Below are 2,077 nucleotides of genomic sequence, written 5' to 3' on the forward strand. Positions count from 1 at the left end.
ATTTTTCTCCTTTCGCTTTACAATTGGCTTGAACACCTTTATTGTATCGCGTTTGGAGTTTTTCTTGATATAACCTTCGACGCGCATCCGCATAGCGGGTGGTTTTTTTGTCTCGCACCTAGCGGAGCGAGACGGACTAATAGTCACATAATAAAAAGGACATTATTCTATCCAATAATAGAACAATATCCTTTCAGCTAGATGATCATCAGTCAACATATTCTAAGGTTTTATTTGCTTAAGAGTTTTAATGTCATAGGTTACTAAATCCCCATTCTTATTATAAAACTGAACTCCTTCTGATGAAAAAATAAGATATTTAGAATCAATTTGAGCAATTTGTGCTATTTGGTTTATATGATTTTTTAAAGTATCCTTATCTAATCCATAATCTGGTATCTCATCATAATCATCTTCTTTATTTTCTGTATGTGATTTTTCTTCTTCACCAACTTTTTCGACTGAAGGATTGCTGCTAGTCGCATCTGCCTCATTTTGAGATTTATTATCCTTTGATTGTTCATCAACTTTGTTTGAATCCGTTGCATCTTTCTTTGTTTCCGATTTCTTATCTGAAGAAACTAGATGTGAATTAGAAGAATCATTTGTTGTTTCTTTTTCTTCACTTCTTTTAGCTATCAACTCTTGAGCTTGTTTCCACTCTTTCTCTGATAAGTCAGATTGAGTGATACTTCTCAATGAACCACCGCTAGCTTTTGGAATACTGAAAGATTTATCTGCCCAAATATAAGTTCCCTTTGCCAATACATCCTGAGGATCAAAAATATATCCATCAGGAGTTGCAAACTTGCCTTCTTTAAGTGCTTTCTGTACTTCTTCCGCAGAATGGATAATTTGCCAGTTTTGCATTCCAGCACGTTTTTCAAGAGGAGTTACATTAGCAATAACAGATCCAGCATCATCATGACCTGGTTTTGACCAAACTTCAGGACGCACATCAGGATGTTGCATTACATATTTTATAGTTGCTATTTGCTCACTATTTAACCAAGAATAAGGTACGACGTGAATGTGGTCGATATGCGGAATAATGAAGGAAGTTCCAGTATCATACGTAGTATTGGCTGCATGCATAGGCAAGCTAGATACATCTACAGCTAATCTTGGTTTAATTTCTGTTTCTACAATATCATAACGATAATTATCTTTATCTTTAAGCATTAGTTCCTGCTCAGAAAAAGCTATTTGAGTAAGATCTAGTTCCTCACGTGAATAAAAATAATCTTTGCCACCTTCATTGATTATATAACCAATTTTACTATTTCTAGAAACTTTATTAGTTACTTTTTTATAATCAAACTTTGGTTTTTCTTTCTCATCTGAGTGAACTGAAGAAACGATGTCATCTGGATTTTTACCAGTCTCTTGAATCCATTTGGCAACTTCATCCAATTCGAATTGTTCTAATTCACCGTATCCCATATAATGGAAATGATCTCCGTGTTTGGCAATAACACCTGATTTATCAACAGAATCGATGGAATCTTTGGTAAATATGTATCCATCACTCGTATCATAAGGTTTACCATCTAAACCTTTTCCATAAGCTTTGATTGGTTGTCCTAAGAACTTATGAACTACTTCTTTTGATACTAAAGGTTTAATGTCTGTACCAATTTGATTTAATCCATTTTGTCCTTTTAACGGAATAATTCTAGCAATCTTCTGCTCTAAATCAGACATTTGTGAATAAGGGATAAAGTGATAATGATCTCCATGAGGCACTGCGACACCATTTGCAGTACGTTTGATGATTTGTGCCGGATCAAAGACTAAGCCATCAGATTCTACATGGCGTTCTGACAAAGGTTTGGCATACAATTCACTTAAAAGTGTTGGGATATCTTCCCCTTGATTTTGATGATAAGTTGGAGTAACAGTCAGATTAGGTGTCTCTGTCAAACTTGGTTGGGCTGGATTTGCAGTATTGATGTTTGGTTTACTTGAACTTGTAGAAGAATGTGCTCCCTGTTTACCATTCCAATAAGCTTGAGCAGCAGCCAATTCTCCTGCTGACAAATCACTCTTAGGTATATAGTGGAAATGATTGCCGTGC

At 35.3% G+C, this 2,077-nt stretch carries 1 protein-coding gene; it reads right to left on the reverse strand.

All coding sequences use genetic code 11. The features are described from left to right. Window positions 1–222 precede the first annotated feature (222 nt). On the reverse strand, window positions 223–2,077 hold a 1,855-nt coding region (locus tag ADH54_RS01480; RefSeq protein WP_049523675.1), incomplete at its 5' end, for a pneumococcal-type histidine triad protein.

This window comes from Streptococcus pseudopneumoniae, from assembly GCF_001072315.1.
In the GTDB taxonomy this organism is placed as follows: Bacteria; Bacillota; Bacilli; order Lactobacillales; family Streptococcaceae; genus Streptococcus; species Streptococcus pseudopneumoniae_R.